We start from the raw sequence: 19,588 nt of genomic DNA on the forward strand, positions 1-19,588 counted from the left end.
AGCCGCCGCCGGTATTTGGCCCAAGAGGATGCAGTCGGTGGCAGAAGTTAGCCGACAAATCTAATTGAGCCCAGCCTACGGTTAGGTAAACGATTGATAAGGCAACATTATCATTCGTTTTTGGCACGCGACAGGCTGTGCGTTTTGATATGATTTTCATCGCCAAAAGCGCACGGGGGATTTACCCTCCAAAGCATGATTCGTCTCGATCCCGCGGCCGCCAGTCCCGCCCCGCCGCCCAGCGTTCCGGCCTGGGCGCTCGCGGCCGCCGGCGCGCCCAGCGACACCGACGCAGCCTTCCGGGTCGGCGCCGCCTTGGGCGCCCTCGACACGCTGGCCCGGGCACAGCCTGCCTGGGCCGGCGCGTGGCGCCAGCGGCTGGCGCTCAAATGCGCTGCCCCCAGCATGCGGCTAGCCGGCCGGACCGAGGACGAAGCGGCGCTGCGCGACGCCTGGCAGCTTTGCCCGGCCGGCGCCGATCCCGGTCCCGCTGGAGCCATTTTGGGGACCTGGCGCCAGTTGGCGCTGCAGCCGCAGGCGGTCAGCGCCGATCGGCTGGCAAAAGTGACCGAGATGCTCGGGCTCGCCTGGGATGAAAAGTCGCTCGCCGACCTGTGCACGCAGATCGAAGACGTGGCGGGCTCGCAGCGGCCGGCGCCGTTCGCCGCGGCGGCAATCGCCGCCCATGTCGTCGCCATGCGGCCCGACGCCGAGCTGTTGGCCTGGTGGCTCGCCGATCTGGTGCTGGCGCAAAGCCTGCGCTGGCCGCGGCCGCTGCCGCTGTTGATGGCCCAGGCTTTTGGCCCGGCGTTCCGCACCGAGGGCGGGGGCGGCAAGCGCATCCGACCGGGCGAAAGAGGTTTCGAGCGCGCGGTCTGTTTGGCGTTGGTTCAAGGAGCGGCCGAGGTCTGCCGGCTGGCCGCCGAGCTGTCGCGCCGTGCCGAAAAACTTCTGGCGGTGGCGCCAAAGCTGCGCGCCAAGGGCGCCGGCGACGTGATTTTTTTGCTGCTCAACGAAGATGCCGTCGCCGGATCGCTGACGACGAAAAACCTGTCGCGCTTTGCGGTGCGGCGCCTGTTCGAACGGCTGCAGCAGCTCGAGGCGGTGCGCGAGCTCTCGGGCCGCGCCAGCTTCCGGCTGTTTGGGCTGTAGCCGATGAGCCAAGCCTCCGTTCGCCGCAAGCCGAACGAGCAGCCGGCACTGCTCGACACCGAGCTCGAGCACCTGCCGCCGGAACTGCGCTGGCGCGAGTGGATGGGTCGCGTCGAAGCAGTGATCTTTGCGGCCAGCGAACCGGTGCCACGCGAGGTGCTGGCGCGGGTGGTGGGCAGAAGCTGCAATCTCGATTTGGTCATCGACGATATCCGCGCCGAGCTCGCCGGCCGCCCCTACGAGCTGGTCGCGGTCGCCGGCGGCTGGCAGCACCGGACGAAGAAAGCCTTTGGCGACGCCATCCACGCCGCCTTCGGCACGCCGGCCGGGGAGGGTGCAAAAGAGCTGTCGCAGTCGGAGGCGCTCGTGCTGATGTGCATTGCCTATTTCCAGCCGATCACGCGTGGTGAGCTTTCTTCCTTCTTCGGCAAGGAGGTGTCGCGCGACCTGATCGGCGTGCTGCGCGCGCAGGATCTGATCGCCTCGGGGCCGCGCAGCCCGCAACCAGGCGCGCCCTACACCTATGTGACGACCAAAAACTTTCTTTCGCAGTTCGGGCTCGACACGCTGCGCCAGCTGCCGGATTTCGAGGCGCTCGAGGACGCCGGGCTGCTGTCAAAGGACAAGCTGCTGGCCGGTGGTATCCCAGCCGGGTTGCCTAGCGGCGAGGGCGAGGACCCCGTCCGTTGACCAGGTGTCGTGAGCGGTTCGTTGCCGCGTTGCGGACCACAGAGACAGTCGATCGCTCAAGGCCAGGACGATTGGTCATGCGGTAGCCGATGCTCGGGGTCGTGAACCGAGACAAGGGCCTCATCCATCGGGGCGTCTGATAATCATGACGAGGAGCAAATGACTTCAGTGAAGGTTGCCTTTCAGCAACCACAGGATTAGTTCTGGCAGAAGGGTGGTGGGGGAATGAGAATGCCAACATGGTTGAAGGGGATGCCGTTTTGGATTCTGGGAGTGTCAAGCAACTATAGGTCGGACTGGCAGTATCTGATCGCGGCGTCACGCATGAGTAGTGCTCTGTCGCTCGCCACGCTGTTCTCATTGATCGCCATCGTGACAAAATTCACCGACCTGGTGAACTTGGGCAGGCCGGCACTCTACTGTTTCATTTTCGCAGCGATCGCGTACGCGTTGGCGATCCTAGTCATCAGGTTCCGGGCACCGGCATTCCTCCAGGAATATCCTGACTACAAGTCCTTCGACGACAAGAAGCACTCACACAGATGGGTGCTCTGGCAATTCCACACCAACCTCATTGCACTGAAGGGCGGTTTCAAGCTCCTCCCCCAAACTGTGGAGAAAAAGCTCAGCGTGAACGTGACTACGCCGCCGGGGCGAACGCGCCTGCCAGTGGTGACGGCATTTGTTGGACCATCCATTGAGAAGGACACCCCACTCAAAAATCCGGACGGCTCAACCGTGACTTACAAGATGCGAGTGCATGATCCTCTGAATTTTGACCGCGATCTGATCATGGGCTTCACGATGATGTCCAACATCGACAATGTCGAAAGGAAGTATGTCCTCGCCATCAGGGAGGACGACGCAAAGTGCGATCTCAAGTGCAAGGAACTCTTCTGGATCATCCTAACGGCTGCTGCGAAGGAGAACACCTATTCCAGATGGTTCGCATGGGCTCTCGTCCGTCTTTCGGTCCTGCTGCTGATCTTCGCGGTCATCGTAGCTGTCGTTCACGCCCTCTGGTTGCCAGCGCCAAACGCCCCCAGCAGCTTCAAATACATCTACGCGGACATCGTGCCCAAAACAGTTGGACCCCGTTCTTAGGACACATAAATAAATGCGCCAGACCCAGGGCAGCTACAAGCACGCATTAAGCGTCACGGGGCAGATATACTTTTGCTCCGCGCCAATTAGGCTGGACTCGTACGACATGTGCCAGTTCAGTTGCAGTTATTGCTTCTCACGCGATCGTGCGCGGGCTTGGGCATCGAAGGGGGTCCACCAAGCCAATCCAAAATCCTTTCGCCTCAGATTGGAACGCGTGGCGCGGGGAGAGATCAGGTCAGCCGTTGACGAATTTCTCGCTCGCCGTGTGCCTCTGCAGCTCGGCGGACTTCAGGATCCCTTTACGCCGATTGAAGGTGGCTTGGGCGTAACCAGGGATCTGCTCTGCATCCTCAGGGATTTCCACTACCCTACGCTCATCAGTACCAAAGGGGCGCTTCCCGCGAGCGAACCGTACCTGTCGCTCCTCGCCGAAATGAACGTCGTGGTGAGGCTATCGGCAGCTGGCATCCCCGAAGTGCTGCGGAAGATGGTCGAGCCCCGCACCGACGGGTTCGCGGCGACAATCCGAACGATCGGGCACCTGAGCGAACGAGGAATCACTTGCGGGCTGCGGATCCAGCCGATCTTTCCTGGCTACGAAGAGGAGGCCCTCGCGATGGCGCGCGAAGCGGCTGCGGTTGGCGTGAAGCAACTCTCGTTCGAATATCTGAAGATACCCGGGGAGTCCGTTAAGACCGAGATAGCGGCCGTTAGCCGAAGGCTCGGGTACGACGTCGTCGAGAGGATGCGGCGGCTTGGAGTTGTTAGGCTTGGGCCCGATTGGACGCTTTCGAGGGACGCCAAGCGGCCGTTCGTCCGGAGAGCGAGGCAGTTGAGCCATGAGCTTGGTGTGAAGTTTGGCGCGGGAGACACTGAGTTCATTCCGTGGAGCGACGGGAAAGGGTGTTGTGGCGCCTCCGAGCTAACGCAAGAGGAGGCCAATCACTTCGCAGCCAACTTTGTCGGCGTCATCAGATCATCGCTGGGGCGGCCAGACAAGCGTGTTAGGTTCGACATGCTGATGGACCTGTGGTCTCCGGAGCAATCGATCGGCAATTACATGGACTGGCGGCGGCGCATTCCACCCAGACAGCGTGACGGCCTAAGTGATTGGTTGGCGCTCATGGGCCGGCGCTGGAATGGTGGGAAGAGCCCCTATTCACCGGCATTCTTTGACGGCGTTGTTCCGACTCCGGACACTGACGATGCTGGCTTCAGGATCTATGACTCGTCCGAACTTGCGAAGGAGTTGTCCGGCTGACATTGCGCCTCCCCAAACGCGTCTCGGCATGGAACATGTTGAGAGCTGCCTTGCACCCGTCCTCCAGCGTAGAGGTTACTATGCTGGCTATAGCATTCAGCATCGCGTGATCGTGCACATTCCCCGTCTGCTCTCGGACAATCACTATCGGTACACGGAACGCGTTGGCCCAGAACAACTCGCCGATTGAACCGATTGAAGCATGATCGGCGTGTAGAAAGTTGGCCAGGACGACGTCCGACGACCGGATGAGATGCTTATTTCGGTCGACCACCAGCATGCCATGCCTTAAGCGCTGCAGCGCTTCTGTGGGGTTTTCCTGCTGCAGATAACCGGCGATGGAGTCGAAGGGCAGGGCCGTGGGGTCGAAAACCTCGACTGTCCGGGGAAGCAGCTCAAGCACTTTCCTCCGCCATCCAACGATTGCGTCTTCGGCGGATCCAGTGATCGAACCAGAGAGGTAGATTTTCATGATGGCTATATAGCATGCGCCGTACCCCGATCCAACGGAACGCAGCAAACGGGCCGCAGCAAACTGACATCTGGGCAAAATGTCTGTCATTTTTCAGGATTGAGGTCCCAATGCCGGCGAAAAAAGCACGCCTGCACTGGCAAACTTGCAAATCGGCCCTCGATCATGCCCAGACGCCCTTCGCTTGGACAGCTACGTCTCGCACCACGGGCCGGCAAGTCACGAAATCTTCGGGGTTCTAAAATCCAATAACGCGCTTATGTGGCCGCCGATAGACGGCCAAAGTGAGACAATCATAAGTGTTACCGAATGAATCAAAAAAGAAAACGTGGGGCTCGCCATTTCGATCTGAAATGATGATTTCTGCAGAACCGAGCGGTCCTGCCTTACTAGGCCGACAATAGGAAGCGATTCCGGTTTGAAGGCTATCGACTGACAGACTCTCGAACATTTTGCGATACGCTGGGGATTCGATCACATACCGCACCCGTCCTTCGCTGGCTCGTCTGGGAAAATTGGGATTGGCGCCAATCAGGCCGATCATGGGAAGGTTGCTGTGCGCGCTCTCGACAAACCGCCAAAAGGTAGTCGTGAAGGTGTTGCCAAAGCTTGCATGTAGCGAGCGGACCGTATCCAGGTCCGGAGTTGAGTCATTGGCTGCGACAAGAAACCGGGTCTGAAGAAAAAGCAGCTGCCCAGCGGCATAGTTTGCTTCGGCCTCGATTTGCGCATGGCAGCTTGGCGTTACGGTCTGCTCATGATCGCCAAGCATGAGGTCGGCGTGCCAAGGCAAAAGGCTGTGGCCAACCTCGTGTGCTTCATTCCAACGCTGTTTCGCATCCGGCTGTGATCTGTCCAACAGGATTCGTCGGCGGTCAGGCAGATAAAGTGCGCGGAGATCAAACTTTCTAACTGCTTCCAGTAGTAGGCCGGGGCGCTTAAGAACTTGCGCCCCGGCAATCGTCAGTTTGCTGATTTTCTCCCGAAGGAAGCCGTCATCTGTAGTGGAGTAATAGGCACGGTCGAGCTTCAGCAGATCGCGGACGTCTTGGAGCCGCAAAGGCGGATCCGGATTGCCAAGTCCGCGTAGGACTTTGTTGACCTGGTTCTCGATGTCAGATGCCGTTGCGCGGCTGAGGATGATATTACGCATTGGATCCTACTGTCTGGCTAGATAGGCGACGAACTCCTCGAGCGCCTTTTTCTCATCTCGTGACAGCTTTTGTGGTGACTCGCCCGAACGCGCCGCGAAGCGAAGAGCGTGCTCTTGCATTTCTGGTTGCGCGTATGTGTTGCCGGACAGTTGTTGAAGTGCCTTGTTCGGCAGGTCAAATGCTTGTGCGAGCCTATAGACGGCCCTAGGTTCGGGGCGGAAATGCGCGTCTCGCTCTATCCGCACGATGTCGGCAACATCAATCTCCGAGCGTTCGGCCAGTTTCTCTATGGTCAATCCTTTACGTCGGCGCATGCTCTCTATCAGAGAGCCAAACGCGAGGCGGACGGCATCCATCGATTCGGCCTCATGGTCAGGGGCAGGGTCTCGGGCAAGTGCCCCGGCAGCGATCTCGTGGTCGCCTTCCAGTTTGACTCTGCGTTCGAACCACTCCTTTGTGATTGCTAGTTTCATGGGTTTTCCTAACCCGAGAGTGCATCAGCCTGGCTTGATGTCATCTCGAAGTATCTAAGATTTTCGTACGTGCCATCGATTCCAAGATCGGTCATGCCGCAATTTGCGTAGAAGGTCTCCGACTGAGGCAGAGAGTGCAAACCGACGCGGCCATGAAAGCCTAGATCTCGGCTGTGTTCTATGGCGGCTCGGATCATGGTAATTCCAACACCTCGGAACCGCGGCTTCGAAACGATGTTCGGGCGGTTCCAGGGTGCGGTCTCGACATAATCGACATAAGCAAGATGCTTGCCGGCCTGCTCCGGAAGTCGGCAGAGGCTGCGAGCGGAATTCATCTGCATGAGGCCTTGCAGTTGGCCCTCACACATAATTGCGAATGTTTGGAAGGCGAGCAGTCCGTTGATGCGGTCCATCTTGTCTCGCCAGTTCCAATGCCAGCTCTGAGGCCAAGTCTGTCGTGGCTGACCTTGGTCGATGAGTTGGCGGATATGGTTGATAATCTGCGGTATCCAATCTGTCTCAACCGCTCTCAGATGAACCTCATCGATGCGGTCCAGCAGCTCAGCGGCCACCGGTTTTCCGGTTCGCTGGTCGTTGAGGAAGACTGGATATGAAGCCATTTAGAGCACCATAAGTTCCGCCTTCTCCTTCTTGGTTTCATCCTCGAAGAAGAGCTTTCCACCTTGTTGAAGGCGCACGTCGACCAGCTGATACAGCCTAAGCGCCTGACGAAGGACTGCAGTTTTTGACAAGTCCTTCTTGTCACAGAGATCCTGCAGCACCTGCATTTCGGCATCGGTGAGGTTGAGGGTCATTGTCTTTTTCATTGGATGCTCCCGGGATTGCGAACTCCCCAAAATTGGATTTTTTAGCGAAAAAGTCAACAAAAAAAAATCATAACATGGCTATTGTATAGCTAAATAATAGCTACTATTTATGGGTCAGGCACGGCGATGGTCGCTGTTGCCAAAATGGAGTTCTCGCAATGGCAGACCATATTCCCCCGCAGGCGCACCGTGCTTTCGACATCAAGATCGATGGCAACCCGTTTGTGTTCCATGACCCGATCGTCACCGGAGATCAGATCCTTCAGAAGGCAAAGCTTTTTCCCACGGATGAGCATCTTCTCTTCCAAGAGCTGGTGGATGGGCAGCTCGAAGAGATCCGGCCCGACGAGAGCGTCGACCTTCAACGCGAAGGCCGCGAGCAGTTCATCACCTTCAAGAGCGATCGCTCGTTTCGTTTTGTCCTTGATGGCCGCAAGTTCGAATGGGGCCTTCCCTTCATCACTGGCTTGCAGTTGAAACGGCTGGCTGGCGTCGATCCTCAGTCTTACGGCGTCTGGCTTGCTCAGCAGGTCGGCGATGACCGTCTGATCGGCAATACGGAAAAGGTCGATCTGCAGGGGAACGGAACCGAGCGCTTCTTCACCGGCATTGACACGACTACCGAAGGCGCGGGGGCAGCAGTGCTCCCGCCCGAGGATCGTGAGTACCTGACCTCGCAGGCCATCGCTTTCGAGGAGCATATCGAAGGCACTACAAAGGCAGTCGTGCTGAAAGCCTGGAGTCTGCCTGAGCGGCGTTTCGACGCCGGCACGGCCGATATCCTTATTCTCCTGCCCCCGGCCTATCCGGACTGTGCACCCGACATGTTCTACCTGACGCCCTGGGTTCGCCTTGTCACGAACCAGCGCTATCCAAACGCAGCGGACCAGCCTCACATGTTTGCAGGCAAGCGTTGGCAGCGCTGGTCGAGGCACAACAGCGCCTGGCGAGCAGGGATCGATGGAATCTGGACCATGCTGCGTCGCATCGAGCGCGCGCTGGAGATCGCGGCATGATGATCGCTGACCTCATCTTAAGGGAGCATCACCTCTCGACGTTGCAAGCCGAGTTGCTGCGTGCCGACGGAAAAGAGCACGCTGCGTATGTGATCTTCGGGATCTCTCGCATCGGTGCGGACCCATTCACGCATCAGCCTCGCTTGCGCGTGATGGTCAAGGACGTGTTCGCCGTTAATGACGACGAGATTAAGTCGTCCGACCACCAGCATATCTCCTGGAGTACCGAACGTTTCGTTCAACTGCTCGCGCGCGCTGAGCGGGAGGGCCTTCAACTCGGAATTGCGCATTCGCATCCGGCGGGACCGACGCACTTCTCGGCTCAGGACGACGCAAATGAAGCCGAACTCATTCGTTTGAGCCAGAACCGCAATGGTGCCGATGCCATCTTGCCGAGCCTGCTCTTTGCAGGAGAAGGGTTTGCAGCGGGCCGCGTGTGGCTTTCGCCAACTTCGTTTATCAACCTCGGCTCGGCAAGAACGGTTAGCAGTAGCTGGCGAACGATCTCCTTCGACCAAGAAGGCTCAGTGGAAAATCGGGCGCTTGCGCGACAGGACCTGGCTCTTGGGCCGGAGTTCAACCAGGCGATGCGCCATCTGCGCGTCGGGGTGGTCGGTGCCGGCGGCACTGGCAGTCCGTTGCTCCAACAGATTGCCCGCATGGGTGCTGGTTACATCGCGATCTTCGATCCAGACTACGTCGAGCATTCCAACCTCAACAGGCTCTATGGCGCGACGATGATGGATGCGGATCAAGGTAACAAGAAGGTCGACGTTGCCCGGCGCGAGATTGACCGCATGGGCCTTGGCACCAGCGTCGCGACCTTCGATGCCTGGATCGGGAGCCCTGCATGTCGCGATGCGTTGAAATCGATGGATCTGATCTTCGGCTGCACCGATGATCATGACGGCCGCTCGTTGCTGAACCGCCTCGCCTACTATTATTTGATCCCGGTCATCGACATTGGTCTGGCCCTGCGTGTCACCGAGCGCCACGGATTGACTTGCCTGGAGGCCGACGGCCGCGCAACAGTTCTTGAGCCCGGCTGCGCATGCCTTTTATGCCGGCGCATCGTTGATGCCGGCGTTGCGGCCGAAGAAGCGCTTCGAAGAAACGATCCGGTAGAATACGAGCGTCGCAAGGTGGAAGCCTATGTGCGCGGCGAAGGCAATCCGTCTCCAGCTGTGATCTCGTTTACGACTTCCGTAGCGACGATGGCCGTCGAAGAGATGATCCAGCGGATGAACCGGTTTCGCGGTGTCGACGGCGACATCGCCAATCGGGTGCGCAAGTTCAACATGGCAGAAGACTTTCGGCCCGGTGCAAAAAAGGAGCCCTGTCGCGTCTGTGGATCTGATCGCGTCCATGGCATCGGAGATGTTCAACCGTTTCTGGGGAGGGCAGGGTGATGCTGCGCAAGATTCTTGCCGCCTGCCTTGTTCGGCTGCATCTCGTCGAAAGACCGGACTTTTTTGTCGTCACTAGCATAAACATGCCCGCACCAAATGAGCTCAAGCCGGGCAAAGCCATCGTCGTTGGCCCGAGTCAAACGCCCAAATGGATGACGTTTCAATGCCCCTCGGGCTGCGGCACGCCACTTCTTCTTTCGCTCAATCCGACACGTCGGCCCCGCTGGGTCGTAGCGTCTGACTGGTTGGGCAGGCCCACCCTGAGCCCATCTATCCGGCGGACCGATGGGTGCCGGTGCCATTTCTGGATTCGAAAAGGTCGTGTAGAATGGTGTAAAGACAGCGGAAAAATCTTGCCGGAAAATTAGCAATTCTTGTTCCATACTTGGCCAGGTCGAGCTAATCTCGGCCAGATTCGGCCGAGTTGGGGGAGCAGATGCTTGCAGCAATGCCGTCGGAAACGAGCAGGCGACTCGAACTATTCCGGTTGGCACTGACGCTGATAGACCGCGGCAAAAGCGAAATACCATCTCAGCTTTCAGTTCATTTTGACGATGTATTGCACCAAGCGAGAAAACTTTCTGATGATCCGAATGCGATCTCTCCAGGCATAAAGCCGCAAGCGGTGCAGCTTGCAAACGAGCTGCGCGTCTATGTGGGCCTGCGGAATGCCCTTGCGGGGATCAACTCGATCGGGGATGTCAGTCAAGCCATTGCGCGTCAGGTGCTCCGGAATCTGGAGCCTGGAATTGCATCCCAAGACTGACCTTGCTCTGCTGACTGAAAGCTTAGCGCAGCTCGCAAAGACTCCATACTTTAACCGAGCGATCGAAAAGCACGTTCAAGCGCTCGTTGATGTTATTCGTCACGTTGTCGGCGCCTCTCCTCCTTACGATGATGAGATCCTCAGATCTTTTGCGGACAAGGTGTGGACATGCCATCGGTATCTCCAGGGTTCCACAACGAAGGAGGCGCCCTATGAGATCGAATATTGTATGCGCCATGCGATTGGGGACTGGCTCCCGGATCCGTGTCTGGTCACGACCGCGCTGACGGATGAAAAGGATTTCCACCTCAAACCCGGTGACCCGTGGGAATTCGTTTCAGCTGCCTTGGATCGTTATGACGGAATCGTGCCTAAGGAAAAACTGATCTTCATTGGCGTGCCACGCATTTACAAGCACATGCCTTTGTTCTGTGCGGCGCTCTATCATGAATTGGGCCATTTCGTCGACCTGACCCGCAACGTGACGGACACGACTCTTCTGCTTATGCCTGCCCCAGAGGGCCTCACGGAAATTGTCCGCAATTATCGGCGGGAACATTTCGCCGACCTGTTCGCCGCCTGCTATGTCGGCTCGGCAATTGTCGACAGTCTTGACGCGACCAATCCTCTCGGGCCTCGAACCTTTACCCATCCTCCAACGGTAGAACGTATCGACTTCATAAACGGCTTCCTGAAGGACGAGAAGTTGGAGGATCTCGACATGTTTCAGGAGGCACTTTCAAAGCTCGGCCTGCCGCCATTGCGCCGGAGGTTCAAGGTACCATCTATTGAGAGCGCTTTTGACGACATCCGCCCCCATGTAGTCGAGGAGGCGGCAGAGCTGCACGGCCTCATGGCCGCTGGCTGGTCCTACCTTGGAAAGATCAAGTCTGGCGCCGGTCCGCACTGGACCGCCACCGGCAGCTCGTTGGAGGTGATCCGCATCGTGAACGATCTTACTGAAAAATCGATCCGAAACCACTCGATCCGTCACCTGTGGTCCTCAGGCTCAACATGATAAGAAGCGACATTCTGGGAAGGCTGGGGAAGATTGGTCCAAGCGGGCTTTGGATCGATCCGCTGTTGGATGAGGGTCAGATCGGTGAGGTAACAATCGACCTCAGGCTCGGATACGACTTTCTCGTATCGATCGTGACACGGCGCCCTTTCATCGGGATTGTTCGCGATGATGAGCGCTTCAGGTCAATCCCATCCTATTTTCAGCCGACCCGCCGCGAGCTCGGCGACCGCTTCATTCTCTATCCTGATCAGGTCGTGTTGGCGACGACGCTGGAGTACATCGCACTTCCAAGCGACTGCTACGCCGACATTTTTACTCGAAGCAGCTTTACTCGCCTGGGCATTGGCCTCAGCACGATGGTTCATCCGGGGTTCCGGGGGTGTTTTTCGGTTGAACTGTTCAACCATGGAAATAATCCGATAGAACTTGTTGTCGGGGCAAAGATGTTCCAAATGCGACTTACCAAGCTAGCCGATGAAATGAAGTATGGTGGGATAGAGCGAAAATATTTTGGGAATGTCAGGCCAACACCCTCGCGCGCGGCCGATGACCATGATTTGCAGCGCCTTTCCAATTTGTCGATCAGTTATAGACGCGACTAAGAGCGCAATCGCATACGCCATTTCTCGTCTACTCGACCTCTCTTAACCTCTTCAATCCAGCGTCCAAGAACTTTTTGACGAGCTCGCCACTCGCGGACATGAGATCGTTACCGCCACGCCTTCGGAGTTCCTCCGCAGCCTCAACGAATTCGACCACCAAGTCTTGTAAATCCTCAGGCGACTTGTCCAGACGCTTGAGCATCTTTAAACTGTTGTGGGCGTATCCGAGAAAGGTCCGGTTTCTTTCGAGGGTCTGTGCAAGCATCTCAAGCGTAATTTGCTCGCTTGGTGACACGAATTGCCCGTCTTTCCAGTCCACATAAAGGGACGCATTTTTGGCATCGTTTGAGGTCTTGTGAAACTCCATCTGGAGCTTCTCGAACTCCTTCCGCGCTGTTTCCCAGTCTCCGTGTGCGTTGGCATCTTTCTCTGCCTTCGACCCGCTGAGCATGTAGGCATTGCTTTTGTTCTTGGACGAGTGGCGTTTAAGCGCTCCTAGGATTCTGTTCTGATCAACTGCAAGTCCCGACAGCAAACTAGTTGCCCACCAGCCCATGTTCTCGATTTTTGAGCATTCTTCGAGAGAAATTTGATGGAGACAGAGCGCTCGTGCCGTTGCGCCGGCTTTTGCCAAGAGTTCTGCCTCGAAGTACAGCTTCTCGGCGTTATCGAACGTCAATTCCGCGCCGCGCACAAGGACGCTCAGGAACGCACGATCTATCGTTGGAAGTGCTTCGACCATCTCAGGATATCACGCGGCTGTTGTACACTGCGATCCAGGCATCGTGCTCAGCTTTGAGATTTTCGACAAGGGCATTCACCGTCAAATCATTGATCGCCCGGGGCCTTCCATGAGCGAACGCGTTTCTGCGTTCGTGGATGTCCTTGAGTAGGTCTGCAACTCGGGGAAACCCATTGACGCGAAGGTCGTCGAAATAGTTCGTCCCGAAAAATATCTTGTAGAGTTCTTCCAGAGTAACGCCGAAGCTCGTCGTCTGAGACACGTTGTGGGAGGGCACGCATGGCAGTTCGGTGAAGCCTCTCGATTCGGGTCTCGAAGTAGCCCCAGAACAGCAGCACCAGCGCCGCCCGAGCGGACGGGCGTTCAGCATCGGCAAGGTGTGAAAACCGTTCAAATTCAGCGACCGGACGCTCCCATTCACGCTGCAGCATCTGCAGATAAATGTGGTCCTCATAGCGACCCTCGGCACCAGCGAAGGCAGGATGGATGATCATCTGTTGGCCGTTTATCTTCGTGATCTGGGGCGAGGTGTCGAATGGGTCGGCACCACAAGCCGGGCAGGGTGTGTCAACCTTCCTAATGCCTGCGCAGTCCCCACCGCAGCACACGTAGCCCGACCCTAGCCGCTTTCGGCCCGCGGGAAATGCGTCTCGCCAAAGTTGCCGTCAGGCGCCAGGCCAGCTATTGCATTCTTCCGAGGCCGGTTTCAGCCAAGTCGCCGGAAACGATAGTGCAGAGGTTAAAGGATGATCCGGGTAGCTTTCCTCATATTCCTGCTGTTGTCGGCTCACAGCGAAGCGAAGGCGTGTTTCGATCTTTCCCAGAAGCAGCCTGAGCGTCTAAGCGGCATGCTAACCTACCGGATATTCGCCGGGCCTCCGAACTTCGAGGACGTTGCCACGGGAGACGCGCCTGAGCCCGCTTATATCCTGCTGCTGGACTCACCCATTTGCCTGACGGGCGACGAACTCGCCAGCGCGGACCGGTCGTTCTCGACCGTTCAGCTATTGCCGATTGTCGGGACTGGGGGGTTGATGAAGGCGCTCGTAGGGAAGCGGGTCGAGGCGGAACTCAGTGAGCCATTTGCGGGGGTCACCGGCCACCATCACGCCCCGCTCCTGGCCACCGTCGTCAGGATCTACACAGACCACGATCCGACAAGGGAATTCGGGACCCCCGCCACCACGATCAGGGCTTTCTACTATGCGCTCGGCCAAGGCAGCGGGGATGAGGCTTCCAAGTACGTCGTTCCGGAAAAGCGTCGTTCTGGCCCTCTTTCTGCCAGCGCCACGACGGCCTTCTACGGTTCACTCGACGAACCCCTGCGCCTTCTCGGCATAGAGCCCCGTGGCGAAAGCAGCTTTGTTGCACACTATACGTTCAAGAGAGGCGCGCGTTCGTGCGACGGGCGATCTGTCGTCCAAACCGTCAAAAGGGACGGGAGGAACCTGATATCATCTATCCGGGCGCTAGACGGCTGCTAGGGCGGCGATTTTCCAGACGCCATTCGCCTGCGCCTTCCTCCAACGCCGCGCTGACACACGGACGTGACGTTGTGGCTTCCTTCGCCGTGGTCTAGCGTCCGCCTGACAGCGAGGAGGACCGTCCCATGGAACGCCGCACTGTCGTAACAGTTTGCCATGTCACCGAACTCGCCGAACGTGTCGATGGGGGGACCGGTCGCCATGGGCATGAAAATCTACATACCTACGGGAGCGGCACCGGAATGGTGCATCTGCTTCCGAGTGCTTGAAGAATGGGCAGTTGGCATCCTGGAGCGCAGAGGAATTGTTGGAGATCGCGCATGACCTGACTCCAGTCGTCGTGGATGGCAGCGCCAGTCGGCTGGGGTCCGACGTGCACGCAATGAGGTCGAAAAATTCTTCGATCATTGAAAGGTCATCGCCGATGCATTCGAGGCAGGCCAAGAAATTCGTCGCCCGTGAACTATGCGCAAGCCGTTGATCTGACTTGTTGAATGAGGAATATCGCGGGTTTGGCATTGCCGGATTGGTGGTATTTGGCCGTTGTTTTCTTGCAATTCGGTTTTGCGATTCCCTCCTGCTTGCGGGCGTGATTCACTCGTTTTGGGGACGGTGAGTCGAGGGGACGACGGTGTCCAGACCACGCGAGAAGCGCGAGACGGGAGAACAGGATCTGTTCCGCTCCAGGCTCGATCAGATCATCAACATGAAGCACGAGCTGGTGCGGCTGGCGCAGGCGATCGACTGGCCGGTGCTGGAAGAGCGGTTCGGCGCGGTCTATTCGGACCGACCAGGTATGCCGCCGTTACCGACGCGGTTGATGGCGGGGCTTGCGATCCTGAAGCACACGTTCGACCTGTCGGACGAAGAGCTGTGCGCTCGCTGGGTGGAGAACCCCTACTTCCAGTATCTCACCGGCGAAGAGTTCTTCCGCCACGAGCTGCCCTTCGACCGCTCGTCGATGACGCGCTGGCGCCAGCGCATGGGCGAGGAGCGGATTATGGCACTGCTGCAGGAAAGCCTTGCGGTGGCGGTCAAGAGCGGGGCGATGAAGCCGGCCGATACGCGCCGGGTGATCGTGGACACGACCGTGCAGCCGAAGAACGTGATGTTCCCGACCGACGCCAAGCTCATTCATCGGGCGCGCGAGCGGCTGGTGCGGCTGGCCAAGCAGGTGGGCGTCGATTTGCGCCAGACCTATGTGCGGGTCGGCAAGCTGGCGCTGATCAAGCACCAGCGCTATGCGCACGCCAAGCAGTTCAAGCGGGCCAACAAGGCGTTGCGCAAACTCAAGACCTATCTCGGCCGGACCGTTCGCGACATCAGTCGCCAGATCGCCGGCGACGCCGAGTTGGACGCGGTCTTCAAATGGCCGCTCTACAGGCATCGACGATGCTGGAGCAACGGCCACGCCAGCGCGGCCGCAAGATCTGGAGCCTGCATGCGCCGGAGGTCGAGTGCATCGGCAAGGGCAAGGCGCATGCCCCTTACGAGTTCGGCGTCAAGGTCTCGCTCGCCACCACGCTCGAGCGCTCGACATGGAAGAGACCATCGGCAATGAGATCGGCCGCATTCTGGCCGATGCCGGATATCGCGGCCACAATGCACCCGACAGCCACAAGTTCAGGGTCTTCACCGCCGGCCAGAAGCGCCGCGTCACCCCAGCCATCAAGCGCCAGATGCGCCGCCGCTCCGCCATCGAGCCCGTGATCGGCCATATCAAGGCCGAACACCGGATGGGCCGCAACTACCTCGCCGGCGAACAGGGCGATGCCGTCAACGCCATCCTGGCCGCCGCCGGCTACAACTTCTCGCTCCTGCTCAACTGGTTCAGGCAGCTTTTGTGCCTGCTCATCGCCGCGCTTCAATGCCAGCCGAAACCACGCGCCGCCTGACGCGCTTCATTGTTCACGGGCGACAAATTCGCCAAGCTCGCGTGCCGCTTGTTTTCCTAGCTGGCTCGACAGCCAGTCTCGATCCTTAACGGTTATGTCTAGTTCTGGCGTTTCGCGCCACTGTCAGTGCCTCGGCTGCTGAAATACTCTCCTGGCTGGTCGAAGAGAACGCAGCGCCTTTGCGAACTGGTGAAGCCGAAGGCCACGCATTGGCCCGCGCCCCAGCATTCATTGGCGCAGGCCTCCCGGCTCGGCGATGCCAGTACCCGGAAGCCTTCTCCGGAAAAGGCCTTGTTGTTGAAATACTCCATATGCACGGGCGCGCCCGACAAGACTGGCGTCTCGATATCGGTCAAGACCCCGCTTATTGCGCGTGCGTTTAATATCAGCTGGCCAGTCTCGCTCTTGAGGAAGCATCTCCTGTTCCATGCATCGTAAGTGTAGGCTTGGCATGAACGACCGGTGCTCTGGCACATCGCCTCACACTGGTCGATGCTGCCAGCTGCCATGGACGCGATGGAGCCGCCCGTGAGGTCCCTGTTAACGAACCGCGAGAAGCTGGCCGCGGGCGGCTGAACGATGGTCTCTTCTTGCGCGGGAGCGGGAGGCGGGGCGGGCGGGTTGGCCGGTTGACGATAGTTCTGGATCAGACTGCGGGTACCGGCTGTGTGATCATTGGAGTTTGCCGCCCCAACCACGGCTGAGAACATCCTGCAGATACCCCCTGCCGACGCGTAGTCGAAGCCAATGCAGCCAGAACGCGTTGAACAGAGCCGTCTGCAGGACTCCTGGAGCGGGATGTTGACGGTGGCGCTGATCGGGCCGTTCAGGACAGTCTCGGGATAGTCGAAGAGGGTGTCGCTCGATTGCGCGCCTGCCGGCAGATTTGCCGTCCAAACCATAAGGGCCGCGAACCCGATTGCTGAAAGTAGATTGGCGTGTCGGTTGTTAGTCGACGGCATCTAGCTTGTCCTCAATGGCGCGTTCTCAGACCAAGCGCCAGAAGAACAGCCGCTCCCGCTTGGAAGGCAAGCCTTGATACCCATCTTCATCCCGGCGGGTTCTGTCTCTCTGAGGAAATAGCCCTGTCGTCCAGGCGAGGGCGAGCCACCCCGCCACCGTCCGGGGTAAGGAAAGGACGCCAAGGAGAAAAGAGCGGGCGAGCGCCAAGGCAAGACAGGCAGGAAACCTTCGAATGCGTTCCGGCTCATGATCCCTCCGTTTGCGACGGCCTTCATTGGTATGGGTCGGGCGCCTGGCATGTCATGTACTTCGCGCTAGACCAGCCCCCTGGAACGGCCGCCCAGGGATGCCCTTTCGAATCCCAAGAGAACTGGGTCACGTTGATCGCCCGGGAATTCTGCAGGACCTCTCCGGTCAGATCTCCAAAGGGTCTGTTCCTGATGTTGAGCGGAGTTCCGCTTGGATCGGTGATCCAGCAGACTAGCGCCGGATCGCGCAACTCCCGCGGCGTGGCCGCGCTGACCACAATCGCGGCATTGAGTTGGCGCAGTGCTGCAGCTGCGTTGGACGCCGCATCGGCGCTGCAGAACCGAAGCCGCTGGCTGCTCTTTTGCGCTTCGCTGTTCCACGGCTGGCCACCGCAAAAGCCGCGGCAGTCGGTTGACAGGCTGGTTGAGGAAAGGTCCCGGATGCAACTGTCGCCATTGGCGCACCGCAAAGTAATCAGGGTTCGGTCGATCTCGACCGCTGCGACCTTCGACCAGCCCACTTGGAACGTTGTCTCCAGGGATAGCGTGGTCGCGGCATTCGCGTCGGTGTTTCGAACAGTCTGGATCCGCCGGTCGACGAAAGTGGCCTCGCCGCTGGCCGTCTTCCAGCCGCGCTCGAAAACCACTGTCCACGACAGGTGCAGCTTGTTGGCGTTTTCGCTCGCAGGCAGGCATTGCCAGGATCGAGCAAGCAACGCGACGGCTGCGTCATTTGCAGGTGGGTTGGAAGGCGACCCGTACCCCGCAACCTTGTGTCGGGCGCCGGCCGTGCGCGCCGAATTGGCTTTCGCTCCCGCCACGTTTTCGAACATCCTGCAGACGCCGGCCTCATGCGAGTAGTCGAACCCCATGCATCCTGAACGCTCGGAACAGATCTCCCGGCAGCGCTCCAGCGGGATGCTCAGGTTCGCGGTCACTTTTCCATCGAGCGTGGTCTGCGGATAATCGAAAAAAGTGCTGTCTGCCTTGGCTCTGACCGCACCGGTAGCCAGGACCATGGCAATCGCCGCCACCCATGGAAGCCACGCAGGCGCCCGCATGGAGTTGGGCGCTAATGTTGGGAATTCTTCTGGCCTGACGTGACCGCGCATGTCTGGTCGCTATTGCTCCCTCACCAGGCTCGTATCCTGCGAGACGGCCGCTCCCAATTTCCTTTTCAGGAGCATGACGTTTTCATATGATTTCTTGATGCGCTCGAGCATCTCTGGATTGCGTCGCGCCTCTTCGCAAAGGATCGCGGCTACCTTTTCCGGGATCGCCGGGTCAGGATGCTTGTCGTTGGCGAAGATCAGGATGTCGTTTCCCGCCATGACCGCCCTGCGCACCGAGTCCTCGAAACTGACGTTGTCGGTGATGGCCTGCATCTGCATGTCGTCGCTGATGACCACGCCCTTGAAGTGCATGGTGTCGCGCAGAAGAGCGGTCAGCGTCGGGCGCGAAAGCGAGGCGGGGATATCGGGCGAGTAGGCGAGCTTCGCGTTGATAACGTGCGCAGCCATGACCATGTCGACGTCCCCTGAAGCAATCAGGTCCTCATACGGGAGAAGCTCCTTCTTGCTCCATGTCTTGCTGACGTCGGCTATGCCCTTATGGCTGTCCTTCGTGCTGGAGCCGTGCCCCGGAAAGTGTTTCAGTGCCGTCAGCACCCCCTTGGCCCGATGCGCTTGCACGAAGGCCCTGGCATACGCCTCGACCTCCTGCGGGTCGGCGGAGAAGCTCCTGCCAAGCTTGCCGATGATAGGGTTGGCGGGATTGACGTTGAGATCGACGACCGGGGCGAGATTGAGGTTGAATCCCAGCCCCGCCAGGGCTGCCGCAAGATTCTTGTAAACGGCTCCCGCCTCGTCGGGACTCAGGGTCTTAGCCACGTCCGCCTGGCTTGGCACTGACTTGAACCCGACTTCGCCTGTAAGCCTCTGGATGCGACCGCCCTCCTGGTCGATGGCGATGAGGAGGCGGGTCATTGCGTATTTCTGCAGGCCATCGTTCAGCTGGCTCACGGCCTTGAGGCTTGCAATGTTACGCCCCAGATAGATCACTCCTGTGATCTCGCCGGCTTGTGCCTGTTCGACAACCCGTTTGTAGCCATCGTCTCCGACACTGTCGCCGATGAAGCCGACCAGAACCATCTGCCCGATCATCTGTTTCAGCTTGCCGTCTTCGATCGTGCGGTGCAGGTCAGTGCCCTTCGTCGGCGCCTGGGGCGCCGGGTCTGCCCGCAACGGTGCGGACAGGCCAATCAGCGCGAATGCCGCCGCCAAGAAAGGTGAAATCCAGCGCGGCAT

The 19,588-nt window shown here is 58.8% G+C and carries 21 protein-coding genes and 1 pseudogene; 12 read left to right on the forward strand and 10 right to left on the reverse strand.

Annotated features, from left to right (window positions below):
• Positions 1-195 precede the first annotated feature (195 nt).
• The 4 genes from RFM52_RS17645 (at position 196) to RFM52_RS17660 (ending at position 4,210) form a co-directional block, all read left to right on the forward strand.
• Positions 196-1,152 carry a DUF1403 family protein gene (locus RFM52_RS17645; RefSeq protein ID WP_320292965.1) on the forward strand — a complete coding sequence of 319 codons (957 nt, stop codon included), beginning with the start codon at positions 196-198 and terminating at the stop codon, positions 1,150-1,152.
• A 3-nt stretch (positions 1,153-1,155) separates the two neighbouring features.
• Entirely contained in the window at positions 1,156-1,842 is a 687-nt protein-coding gene (gene scpB, locus RFM52_RS17650; protein ID WP_320292966.1) for an SMC-Scp complex subunit ScpB, read from the forward strand.
• Positions 1,843-2,073: 231 nt separating this feature from the next.
• Positions 2,074-2,946: a hypothetical protein gene (locus RFM52_RS17655; protein ID WP_320327865.1), complete on the forward strand. Its 873-nt coding sequence runs from the start codon at positions 2,074-2,076 to the stop codon at positions 2,944-2,946.
• 322 nt (positions 2,947-3,268) lie between these two features.
• Positions 3,269-4,210 carry a radical SAM family protein gene (locus RFM52_RS17660; RefSeq protein WP_320292968.1) on the forward strand — a complete coding sequence of 314 codons (942 nt, stop codon included), beginning with the start codon at positions 3,269-3,271 and terminating at the stop codon, positions 4,208-4,210.
• On the opposite strand, the gene RFM52_RS17665 is transcribed toward RFM52_RS17660, so the two are convergent.
• The 5 genes from RFM52_RS17665 to RFM52_RS17685 all read right to left on the reverse strand — a co-directional run bounded on the left by RFM52_RS17665 (position 4,164) and on the right by RFM52_RS17685 (position 7,136).
• Complete coding sequence (locus tag RFM52_RS17665) at positions 4,164-4,682, reverse strand: hypothetical protein (protein WP_320292969.1); 519 nt, start codon at positions 4,680-4,682, stop codon at positions 4,164-4,166. The genes RFM52_RS17660 and RFM52_RS17665 overlap by 47 nt on opposite strands.
• A gap of 238 nt (positions 4,683-4,920) precedes the next feature.
• On the reverse strand, positions 4,921-5,835 hold the full coding sequence (locus RFM52_RS17670) for an ImmA/IrrE family metallo-endopeptidase (protein ID WP_320292970.1): 915 nt from the start codon (positions 5,833-5,835) through the stop codon (positions 4,921-4,923).
• 6 nt (positions 5,836-5,841) lie between these two features.
• The gene (locus RFM52_RS17675) at positions 5,842-6,309 is read right to left on the reverse strand and encodes a helix-turn-helix domain-containing protein (protein WP_320292971.1); all 468 of its coding nucleotides are present in this window, start codon (positions 6,307-6,309) and stop codon (positions 5,842-5,844) included.
• Positions 6,310-6,317: 8 nt separating this feature from the next.
• Positions 6,318-6,929 carry a GNAT family N-acetyltransferase gene (locus tag RFM52_RS17680; RefSeq protein WP_320292972.1) on the reverse strand — a complete coding sequence of 204 codons (612 nt, stop codon included), beginning with the start codon at positions 6,927-6,929 and terminating at the stop codon, positions 6,318-6,320.
• Entirely contained in the window at positions 6,930-7,136 is a 207-nt protein-coding gene (locus tag RFM52_RS17685; RefSeq protein WP_224518262.1) for a transcriptional regulator, read from the reverse strand.
• A 158-nt stretch (positions 7,137-7,294) separates the two neighbouring features.
• Between RFM52_RS17685 and RFM52_RS17690 the strand changes: the two genes are divergently transcribed.
• The 6 genes from RFM52_RS17690 to dcd all read left to right on the forward strand — a co-directional run bounded on the left by RFM52_RS17690 (position 7,295) and on the right by dcd (position 11,950).
• On the forward strand, positions 7,295-8,152 hold the full coding sequence (locus RFM52_RS17690) for a multiubiquitin domain-containing protein (protein ID WP_320292973.1): 858 nt from the start codon (positions 7,295-7,297) through the stop codon (positions 8,150-8,152).
• On the forward strand, positions 8,149-9,561 hold the full coding sequence (locus tag RFM52_RS17695) for a ThiF family adenylyltransferase (RefSeq protein ID WP_320292974.1): 1,413 nt from the start codon (positions 8,149-8,151) through the stop codon (positions 9,559-9,561). The genes RFM52_RS17690 and RFM52_RS17695 overlap by 4 nt, the downstream gene beginning before the upstream one ends.
• Positions 9,561-9,929: a ubiquitination-like system serine protease family protein gene (locus tag RFM52_RS17700; protein WP_320292975.1), complete on the forward strand. Its 369-nt coding sequence runs from the start codon at positions 9,561-9,563 to the stop codon at positions 9,927-9,929. The genes RFM52_RS17695 and RFM52_RS17700 overlap by 1 nt, the downstream gene beginning before the upstream one ends.
• A gap of 68 nt (positions 9,930-9,997) precedes the next feature.
• On the forward strand, positions 9,998-10,327 hold the full coding sequence (locus RFM52_RS17705) for a hypothetical protein (RefSeq protein ID WP_320292976.1): 330 nt from the start codon (positions 9,998-10,000) through the stop codon (positions 10,325-10,327).
• The gene (locus RFM52_RS17710; RefSeq protein ID WP_320292977.1) at positions 10,311-11,345 is read left to right on the forward strand and encodes a M48 family metalloprotease; all 1,035 of its coding nucleotides are present in this window, start codon (positions 10,311-10,313) and stop codon (positions 11,343-11,345) included. Before RFM52_RS17705 ends, RFM52_RS17710 begins: the two co-directional genes overlap by 17 nt.
• Positions 11,342-11,950 (forward strand): dCTP deaminase, encoded by a 609-nt coding sequence (gene dcd / locus RFM52_RS17715; protein ID WP_320292978.1) that lies wholly within the window; start codon positions 11,342-11,344, stop codon positions 11,948-11,950. The genes RFM52_RS17710 and dcd overlap by 4 nt, the downstream gene beginning before the upstream one ends.
• Before the next feature lie 28 nt (positions 11,951-11,978).
• Here dcd and RFM52_RS17720 read toward each other — a convergent pair whose 3' ends face one another.
• Positions 11,979-12,692 (reverse strand): AbiV family abortive infection protein, encoded by a 714-nt coding sequence (locus RFM52_RS17720; protein ID WP_320292979.1) that lies wholly within the window; start codon positions 12,690-12,692, stop codon positions 11,979-11,981.
• A 1-nt stretch (position 12,693) separates the two neighbouring features.
• Positions 12,694-13,086 (reverse strand): hypothetical protein, encoded by a 393-nt coding sequence (locus tag RFM52_RS17725; RefSeq protein ID WP_320292980.1) that lies wholly within the window; start codon positions 13,084-13,086, stop codon positions 12,694-12,696.
• A 352-nt stretch (positions 13,087-13,438) separates the two neighbouring features.
• Here RFM52_RS17725 and RFM52_RS17730 point away from each other — a divergent pair, with 352 nt between their 5' ends.
• Together RFM52_RS17730 and RFM52_RS17735 are read left to right on the forward strand one after the other, a co-directional pair.
• The gene (locus RFM52_RS17730; RefSeq protein ID WP_320292981.1) at positions 13,439-14,176 is read left to right on the forward strand and encodes a hypothetical protein; all 738 of its coding nucleotides are present in this window, start codon (positions 13,439-13,441) and stop codon (positions 14,174-14,176) included.
• Positions 14,177-14,807: 631 nt separating this feature from the next.
• Positions 14,808-16,071 (forward strand): annotated as a pseudogene (locus tag RFM52_RS17735) (IS5 family transposase).
• A gap of 98 nt (positions 16,072-16,169) precedes the next feature.
• Here the strand turns inward: RFM52_RS17735 and RFM52_RS17740 are convergent.
• From RFM52_RS17740 to RFM52_RS17750, 3 genes are all read right to left on the reverse strand, one after another.
• On the reverse strand, positions 16,170-17,033 hold the full coding sequence (locus tag RFM52_RS17740; RefSeq protein ID WP_320292982.1) for a PAN domain-containing protein: 864 nt from the start codon (positions 17,031-17,033) through the stop codon (positions 16,170-16,172).
• Positions 17,034-17,305: 272 nt separating this feature from the next.
• Entirely contained in the window at positions 17,306-18,301 is a 996-nt protein-coding gene (locus RFM52_RS17745; protein ID WP_320292983.1) for a PAN domain-containing protein, read from the reverse strand.
• 102 nt (positions 18,302-18,403) lie between these two features.
• Positions 18,404-19,588, reverse strand: a complete 1,185-nt coding sequence (locus RFM52_RS17750) for a glycoside hydrolase family 3 protein (RefSeq protein WP_320292984.1) — start codon at positions 19,586-19,588, stop codon at positions 18,404-18,406.

The sequence above is a fragment of the Mesorhizobium humile genome, assembly GCF_033977215.1.
In the GTDB taxonomy this organism is placed as follows: Bacteria; Pseudomonadota; Alphaproteobacteria; order Rhizobiales; family Rhizobiaceae; genus Mesorhizobium; species Mesorhizobium humile.

Coding starts and splice junctions, on each gene's coding strand:
- RFM52_RS17645 (WP_320292965.1), top strand. CDS start 196: ATGATTCGTCTCGATCCCGCGGCCGCCAGTCCCGCCCCGCCGCCCAGC.
- scpB (WP_320292966.1), top strand. CDS start 1,156: ATGAGCCAAGCCTCCGTTCGCCGCAAGCCGAACGAGCAGCCGGCACTG.
- RFM52_RS17655 (WP_320327865.1), top strand. CDS start 2,074: ATGCCAACATGGTTGAAGGGGATGCCGTTTTGGATTCTGGGAGTGTCA.
- RFM52_RS17665 (WP_320292969.1), bottom strand. CDS start 4,682: ATGAAAATCTACCTCTCTGGTTCGATCACTGGATCCGCCGAAGACGCA.
- RFM52_RS17670 (WP_320292970.1), bottom strand. CDS start 5,835: ATGCGTAATATCATCCTCAGCCGCGCAACGGCATCTGACATCGAGAAC.
- RFM52_RS17675 (WP_320292971.1), bottom strand. CDS start 6,309: ATGAAACTAGCAATCACAAAGGAGTGGTTCGAACGCAGAGTCAAACTG.
- RFM52_RS17680 (WP_320292972.1), bottom strand. CDS start 6,929: ATGGCTTCATATCCAGTCTTCCTCAACGACCAGCGAACCGGAAAACCG.
- RFM52_RS17685 (WP_224518262.1), bottom strand. CDS start 7,136: ATGAAAAAGACAATGACCCTCAACCTCACCGATGCCGAAATGCAGGTG.
- RFM52_RS17690 (WP_320292973.1), top strand. CDS start 7,295: ATGGCAGACCATATTCCCCCGCAGGCGCACCGTGCTTTCGACATCAAG.
- RFM52_RS17695 (WP_320292974.1), top strand. CDS start 8,149: ATGATGATCGCTGACCTCATCTTAAGGGAGCATCACCTCTCGACGTTG.
- RFM52_RS17700 (WP_320292975.1), top strand. CDS start 9,561: ATGCTGCGCAAGATTCTTGCCGCCTGCCTTGTTCGGCTGCATCTCGTC.
- RFM52_RS17705 (WP_320292976.1), top strand. CDS start 9,998: ATGCTTGCAGCAATGCCGTCGGAAACGAGCAGGCGACTCGAACTATTC.
- dcd (WP_320292978.1), top strand. CDS start 11,342: ATGATAAGAAGCGACATTCTGGGAAGGCTGGGGAAGATTGGTCCAAGC.
- RFM52_RS17720 (WP_320292979.1), bottom strand. CDS start 12,692: ATGGTCGAAGCACTTCCAACGATAGATCGTGCGTTCCTGAGCGTCCTT.
- RFM52_RS17730 (WP_320292981.1), top strand. CDS start 13,439: ATGATCCGGGTAGCTTTCCTCATATTCCTGCTGTTGTCGGCTCACAGC.
- RFM52_RS17740 (WP_320292982.1), bottom strand. CDS start 17,033: ATGCCGTCGACTAACAACCGACACGCCAATCTACTTTCAGCAATCGGG.
- RFM52_RS17745 (WP_320292983.1), bottom strand. CDS start 18,301: ATGGTCCTGGCTACCGGTGCGGTCAGAGCCAAGGCAGACAGCACTTTT.
- RFM52_RS17750 (WP_320292984.1), bottom strand. CDS start 19,588: ATGCCGCGCTGGATTTCACCTTTCTTGGCGGCGGCATTCGCGCTGATT.